At 70.3% G+C, this 6824-nt stretch carries 8 protein-coding genes and 1 pseudogene; all 9 read left to right on the top strand.

Annotation, left to right across the window (positions count from 1 at the left end; all coding sequences use genetic code 11):
- Positions 1-1527, top strand: a 1527-nt coding sequence (locus AE652_RS31755) for a hypothetical protein (protein ID WP_049657838.1), incomplete at its 5' end; no start/stop codon positions are given.
- Between the two features lie 58 nt (positions 1528-1585).
- A complete protein-coding gene (locus tag AE652_RS31750) occupies positions 1586-2146 on the top strand; it encodes a HEAT repeat domain-containing protein (protein WP_159028604.1) in 561 nt (186 codons plus the stop codon).
- Complete coding sequence (locus AE652_RS31745) at positions 2143-2805, top strand: hypothetical protein (RefSeq protein WP_049657835.1); 663 nt, start codon at positions 2143-2145, stop codon at positions 2803-2805. The genes AE652_RS31750 and AE652_RS31745 overlap by 4 nt, the downstream gene beginning before the upstream one ends.
- A 62-nt stretch (positions 2806-2867) precedes the next feature.
- Entirely contained in the window at positions 2868-3149 is a 282-nt protein-coding gene (locus AE652_RS31740; protein WP_234348612.1) for a hypothetical protein, read from the top strand.
- 55 nt (positions 3150-3204) lie between these two features.
- Positions 3205-4299, top strand: a complete 1095-nt coding sequence (locus AE652_RS31735; RefSeq protein WP_049657830.1) for a hypothetical protein — start codon at positions 3205-3207, stop codon at positions 4297-4299.
- A gap of 127 nt (positions 4300-4426) precedes the next feature.
- Positions 4427-4936 carry a phage baseplate assembly protein V gene (locus AE652_RS31730; RefSeq protein ID WP_049657827.1) on the top strand — a complete coding sequence of 170 codons (510 nt, stop codon included), beginning with the start codon at positions 4427-4429 and terminating at the stop codon, positions 4934-4936.
- A 14-nt stretch (positions 4937-4950) separates the two neighbouring features.
- Positions 4951-5283, top strand: coding sequence for a hypothetical protein (locus AE652_RS31725; protein ID WP_063780333.1), 333 nt, complete (start codon positions 4951-4953; stop codon positions 5281-5283).
- Positions 5284-5327: 44 nt separating this feature from the next.
- Positions 5328-5717, top strand: coding sequence for a GPW/gp25 family protein (locus AE652_RS31720; protein ID WP_049657840.1), 390 nt, complete (start codon positions 5328-5330; stop codon positions 5715-5717).
- Positions 5714-6824, top strand: a pseudogene (locus AE652_RS31715) (putative baseplate assembly protein); the annotation flags it as partial. The gene AE652_RS31720 and the pseudogene AE652_RS31715, both read left to right, overlap by 4 nt.

The raw sequence follows: 6824 nt of genomic DNA, 5'->3' as shown, positions 1-6824 counted from the left end.
GCCACCCGCCCCAAGCCCACCACCCCGCGCCGCCCCACCTCCCCCGTCGGCCGCGCCCTCAACTCCTCCCGCCAGACCGTCAAGGCGGCCCTCAACCGGGTACGGACGGCCGCCCGCACCCTCGGCCGCAAGGTCCTCAACAGCAAGCTGGGCCGCGCCCTCACCAACGGCGCCCACCGGATCCGCGACGCCTACCGCAAGCAACGCGACCGCCTCCGCACCTGGCACCAGAAGCGCCAGCAGCAACGCGCCCAACGCCGCGCCCACGAGAACTCGCCCGAGGCGAAGCAGCAGCGCCTGGACCTGATCGTCGCCCGCATCCGGCCACGGATCCAGAGCCTGCTCGGTCGGGGCATCCCGACGCGGGTACTGGGCGGTGTGCTCGGGGCCATGCGCCTGTGGTACCGATTGACCCGGCTCGACATCGACACCACAGGGCAAGCGCGGCTCCTTCGGGCCCTGCTCAATCCGACCGCGGACGTCACCGATGCCGAGTTGCTACGCCGCATCGAGATCCTCTCCCATGTCGAACGTCGGGTCCAAGAGGTCCTCGCCGACCGAGCCGCGAACAACTCCCGGAAGGCACCGGGCGATCAGGCCGTCAACTTCGAACCCGAACGGGCTTCGCCGCGCGAGGGCGAGAAAGCGAAGCGCACCATGATCGCCAGAAACGGCGCGGAGCCGGTCGACGTCCTGGCCGAGACCCAATTGAGGAAGAGCGAGAAGAAGTCTCCCCAGGCATTGATTCTCGACGAGGTCGCCGAGATGCAGATCGTCAACAGGCCGGGCGATCCAGGCGGGAGGTGGGACCGTCGGGACCGGGACACCGGAAAGATCGCCCAGGGCGAAGGTAAGTACGACGACCTTTTCGTCCAGCTGAAGGAGCTCCGCACAGAGCTGGGAGACGAGCGCTTCAAACAGATGTTCAAGTCACTGCTCGAAGGTAACTACAAAGATCTCCCTGCGAAGTACCGGTCCAAGTTCATTGGCGTCGGCGCCCTCTACGTTTTCGTCCGCGTGGTGGCGGAGGGGCAACGCCGCCCGGGTGCCCTGGTCAGCTCCATGGGCGAGCTCAACCGCATGACGCTCCCGCATGTCGACCCGGAGCAGGAGCTCTCCAGGATATCGAAGACTGGACCGATGGTGGCCGACAAGTCGGTCGCGGTCTCCAACTCACTCTCCTTCCTGATGAAGGAGGTGAACGGCATCACCGACGAAAAGGGGAAGCTCGCCAGGATAGCGAAGGCCAGGAACGAAGGGTTCCACCAGGATCGCAAGCTCTTCGAGCTCTCCAAGAAGGACTACGAGAGTGCCGCGAAGTGGCCGAAGTTGAAGGGCATTTCCAAGGAGGACCTCCCCAGCCACCTGGAGACTCCGGGGGGCATGCTTCACAAGTTGATCGATTCCATCGAGCGGACGCTGGAGGACGAGGAGATCCTGACGCGCGGCACCGGTAAGGCCAACACGGCAAAAGCCGTGAACCGTGCGGTGGACACGCTGCTCAGGCGGTGGGGATGGATAGAGTGACGCTGTCCTGGAGCACCGGCAAGGAAAGGTGGCAGCAATGGAGTTGAGGAGCCGGCGAATGATCCTCAGGGAAGGCCAGAACCCTGAGGATGTCGAGGAAGTGATCCGGGCCCTGGGTGGCTCCGAGGACACCAGGGTCGTACGAGAGTTCTTCGGCGGGAGGCGGGAGGTGGAGTGGCCGATCGGGGACGACTTGAAACTGGTGCAGGGCGAGGACGGAACCTCCCACTGCCGCTACGTCCAGGTTCTCGGGGACGACGAGGACGACGTCCTGGCGGCGATCGAGTCGTGCGAGGAATCCCTGCGGCCGTGGAGCTACGAGGATCTGATCAGGTTCTACGACCTCGCGAGTGGCTCGGAGGAAGGTCCGCATGCCGTCCTCCGGCTCGCCCTGGGCGCCCCGCCGTCCCCGGATGACGACTTCGTTGCACGGGTGCTCAAATCCCTGGGGAGTTCGGATCCCGAAATCCGCGATGCCGGCGTCCTCGCGGCCGCCACCTATGCGCTCAGCGCTTTTGTGCCGCGTCTCTCCGAACTGGCCAGCAGCGACGCCGACCCGGAGGTCAGGGACACTGCGCGGGCGACCCTCGAAGCCTACGCGGGAGCGGGGTTGACATGACCGGGTACACGGATGCGCCGAAGCCGATCAGGGCCGGGCTGGTCGTCGTCGATCCGCTGCGCGGCACTCCGCAGCGGGTCGTGGTGCTGCAGTTCAATCCGGACAGCCTTGAACGGTCGTTGGCGCCGCAGGTGGCAGGAGCGGACGGCAGTGGGGACCGGACGGAGGCGTTGCGGTTGAAGGGGCCGGCCGTGGAGAGCTGGAAGTTCACGGCGGAGTTGGACGCGACCGACCAGCTGGACGTGCCGGCGCCGAACGGGATTCATCCGCAGTTGGCGACGCTCGAGCTGCTGGTGCAACCGACCAGTGACCAGGTGCGGGCGAACCAGGCGCTGGCCTCGCTCGGGACCTTGGAGGTGACGCCGATCGAGGCGCCGCTGACGCTCTTCACCTGGGGTGGGAAGCGGATCCTGCCGGTGCGGCTGACCGAACTGACCATCACCGAGGAGGCGTTCGACATCGACCTCAACCCGATCAGGGCCGCCGTCGCGATCGGGCTGCGCGTCCTGACCGTCAGTGATCTGCCGACCGGGCACCGCGGGGCGGAGCTGTACCTCGCGCACCTGGCGCAGAAGGAGCGGCTGGGCGGTGCCGCGGCCGACGGCCGGTTGGGCGCGCTCGGGGTGGGAGGGGGGTTCCAGCGACCGTCGACCCGCTGAACGCGCTGCCGGCGCCTTCGCCGTACCCGTTGACCAGCCGGTACCACGGTGTCCCGGTCGCGTTGCACACGGAGCCGGACGGGCGCCAGGTCCCGTACCTGCGGCGGCGGTTGCTGCCGAGTGCGGAGGGGCCGACCCCGCTCGCCGAGCACACCGTCAGCGCAGGCGACCGTCCCGATCTGCTCGCCTACCGCTACCTCGGCAGCGCCGACCAGTGGTGGCGGATCGCCGACGCCAACCCGGTGCTCGATCCACGGGAGTTGACGGCGACGCCGGGGCGGCGGATCACGATCGCGTTGCCCGGCGCGGTGCCGGGAGCGGGGCCGGGGGTGGGGAGTGGTTGACGCCTCGGCGGTGACGGGGGGCGGGGCGATCGGGTCGATCCACCTGAGCCTGTTGATGGGGCCGCAGATTCCGGTGCCGGTGCCGCAGCCGGTGACCGACGCGCTGCTGTCGGCGCAGGTGACGGTGGCGTCGGGGCAGCGCAGCGGGTTCCAGTTGGCCTTCGACCTGTCGAAGAACGGGCTGATCAACACCGCGCTGCTGCCGGGCGGTTTCTTCGACCCGAAGATCAGGGTCGTGCTGATGGCGGTGGTCACGGGGACGCCGGCCGTGCTGATGGACGGGGTGATCATCCGCCAGGAGGTCGGGATCAGCAACCAGCCCGGCCAGTCCACGCTGACCGTCACCGGTGAGGACCTGACGGTGCTGATGGACCTGGAGGAGCAGGCCGGTGTGCCCTTCCCCGCGATGTCCCCGGCGGCCCGGGTCGCCGCGATCATCGGCAAGTACGGGCAGTACGGCATGGTGCCGCTGGTCGTCCCGGAGCTGGTACCGCAGACGCCGATGCCGACCCGGCGGATCGACTTCCAGAAGGGCACCGACCTCGGCTACGTCAACGAGCTGGCGAAGGCGAACGGTTACGTGTTCTACCTGGACCCCGGGCCGGTCCCGGGGATGAGCCGCGCCTACTGGGGGCCGGAGGTCCGGCTGGGCGTCCCGCAGCACGCGCTGAACGTGAACATGGACGCGCTGTCCAATGTCGACCAGCTCACCTTCGCCTTCGACGGCACCGCCCGCGAGGAGCCGGAGGCGCGCATCCAACTGCCGGCGACCAAGGTGTCGACGATCCTGCCGGTGCCGGAGGTCAGCATCCTGCGGCCGCCGCTCGCGCTCAGGCCCGCGCCGGCGCTGAAGAAGAAGGTCATCGCCGACACCGCCAAGAAGGACACCTCGCAGGCCGTCGCCGAGACGATCGCCAAGGCGATGCAGTCGGCGGACGCCGTCTCCGGCTCGGGCCAGCTCGACGTCGTCCGGTACGGGCACGTGCTGCGGCCGCGCGAGCTGGTCGGCGTCCGAGGGGCCGGGATCACCTACGACGGCCTGTACTTCGTCAAGAGCGTCACCCACAACCTCAAGCGCGGCTCGTACACCCAGAACTTCACCCTGGCCCGCGAGGGCCTGATCGCCCTCCAGCCGACCGTCGTCCCGTAACACCGAAGTCCCGCAGCACCGCACCACCAAAGCACCGCAGCACCAAAGCACCGCAGCACCGCAGCACCGCAGCACCGCAGAGCGTCGAAGTCCCGCAAGGCCGCCCCGACCAGCAGGAGTTGCCAGCATGGCCGAACCGACCCGCTACCTCGGCAAGTACCGGGGAACGGTGGTGACCAACACCGACCCGCTCGGGATCGGCCGCATCCAGGCGCAGGTGCCCGACGTCCTGGGCGACGCCGTGTCGACCTGGGCGATGCCGTGCTTCCCGGTGGCCGGCCCGGGCATGGGGCACTACGCCGTGCCGCCGGTCGGGGCGGGCGTGTGGCTGGAGTTCGAGCAGGGCGACCAGAGTTACCCGATCTGGACGGGCTGCTGGTACGGCTCCGCCTCGGAGGTCCCGGTGGAGGCGACGACGGGGCCGCCGGGCGTGCCGAACATGGTGCTGGAGACCTCGGGGCGGCGGGTGATCGTGCTGTCCGACGACCCGACCACGGGGATCACGCTGCGCATCCCGAGCGGGGCCTCGATCGTGATCAACGACTCGGGCATCCGGATCAGCAACGGCCAGGGCGCCTCGATCGCGCTGGTCGGCGCCACCGTGACCATCAACCAGGACGCCCTGAGCGTGACCTGACGGGGGAGATTGTCTTGTCCGGAAAACTGCTGCACGTCAATGCGACGGTGATCTGCCCGCACGGCGCCCAGGCGACGGCGGTGCCCGCCCAGGGCCGGGTGCTGGTCACCGGGCAGGCCGTCACCAGCACGGCCGACCTGTACACCGTGACCGGCTGCCCGTTCACCGTGGCCGGGAAGCCGCAGCCCTGCGTCACGATCCGCTGGGTGCTGCCGTCCGCCCGGATCCGGGTGAACGGCTCGCCCGCGCTGCCGCAGTCCGCCACCGGGCTGTGCCAGAGCGCCGAGCAGATCCCGCAGGGGCCGCCGGTCGTCACCGTCGTCCAACAGCGGGCGGAGGGGGTATGAGCACCACGCGATCCACCCAACAGCCTGTCAGCGGCGCCGAGTTGATGGCACCAACGCCTGGCCCCGCCCGGACGGACCTCGCCTTCCCGTTCCGGATCGACAGCCGAGGGCGCACCGCCGGGGCGGCGTACGACGACCATGTGCGCGACCTGATCGAGCAGTTGCTGTTCACCAGCCCGGGTGAGCGGGTCATGCACCCGGACTTCGGCTGCGGGCTGCTCGACCTGGTCTTCGCGCCGAACAGCCCGGAGCTGGCGGCCACTTTGCAACTGTCCGTCCAGGCGGCGCTGCAGCGGTGGCTCGGCGATGTGATCGAGGTCGTCGCGCTCGACGTGGAGAGCGAGGACAACGTGGTGCGGGTCGAGCTGGCGTACGTCGTCCGCCGGACGGGCACCCGGCGGCAGGACGTGTTCGAGGGCGGGGTGGCGGCATGACCGGCCAGGCGGAATTCCCGACCTCCCAGTGCGGCACGGAACTTCGCCGGGCCGACGTGCGCGCGGCGCGGCTGCTGGGGCTTGACGGCGCCGAGCCGAGCGACGACGGGCGCACGCTGACGGTGACCTTCCTCGGCCGGGCGCCGGACGAGCTGGGCCCGGAGAACATCCGGGTCGACGGCGGCCGCCGGATCACCGGTCTGCGCGCCCTCGCGGTCGACATCGAGCGCGCGGACGACCCGGAGCTGGACGACCGGATGCTCGTCACCCTCGACCGGGCGGGCGACACCTCCCGCTACCGGCTGAGCGTGGTCCTGGCGGACGCGTACGGCCGGCCGGGCACCCGCCCGTTCCCGGGCTTCGACCCGCGGTACGCGCACACCGGGTTCTCCTTCGGCGCCGACTGCCCGTCCCCGTACGACTGCCGCACCGACGAGGGCTGCCCGCCCGCCGTCCGGCCGGCCCCGGTGATCGACTACACCGCGCGCGACTACGAGAGCCTGCGCCGGCTCGTGCTGGACCGGATGAGCCTGACCGTCCCCGGCTGGACCGAGCGGCACCTGCCCGACCTCGGCGTCACCCTGGTCGAGCTGCTCGCCTACACCGCCGACCAACTCTCCTACCAGCAGGACGCGGTGGCCACCGAGGCGTACCTCGACACGGCCCGCCGCCGGGTGTCGGTGCGCCGGCACGTCCGGCTGGTCGACTACGCGGTGCACGACGGCTGCAACGCCCGGGCGTTCGTCGCGCTGGAGGTGGACCGCTCGGTCACCCTGCGGTCCGGCACCTTCCGGTTCGCCGCCGTCGACGTCGGCCGGCTGGGCCCGCAGGAGCGTCCGGAGCTGTCCACGGTGATCCCGGACGAGGACCTGGACGTGCTCGCCCGCACCGCCGCCGTGGAGGTGTTCGAGCCGCTCGGCGGGGCGGACCTGGTGCTGCACCCCGCGCACAACACCATCCGGTTCTGGACCTGGGGCGACCAGGACTGCGTCCTGCCCCGGGGCGCGACCTCCGCCACCCTCCGCGACGACCGGCCCGACGCCGACCCGTGCCCGCGCGAGGACCGGCCCGGGGCGGCCCCGCGCGAGGACACCGCCCCGCCCGGCG

It is taken from the genome of Kitasatospora sp. MY 5-36, assembly GCF_001182915.1.
Taxonomy (GTDB): domain Bacteria; phylum Actinomycetota; class Actinomycetes; order Streptomycetales; family Streptomycetaceae; genus Kitasatospora.
Note: the sequence above shows the minus strand (reverse complement) of the source record. Positions and strands in the feature narration are given on the sequence as shown.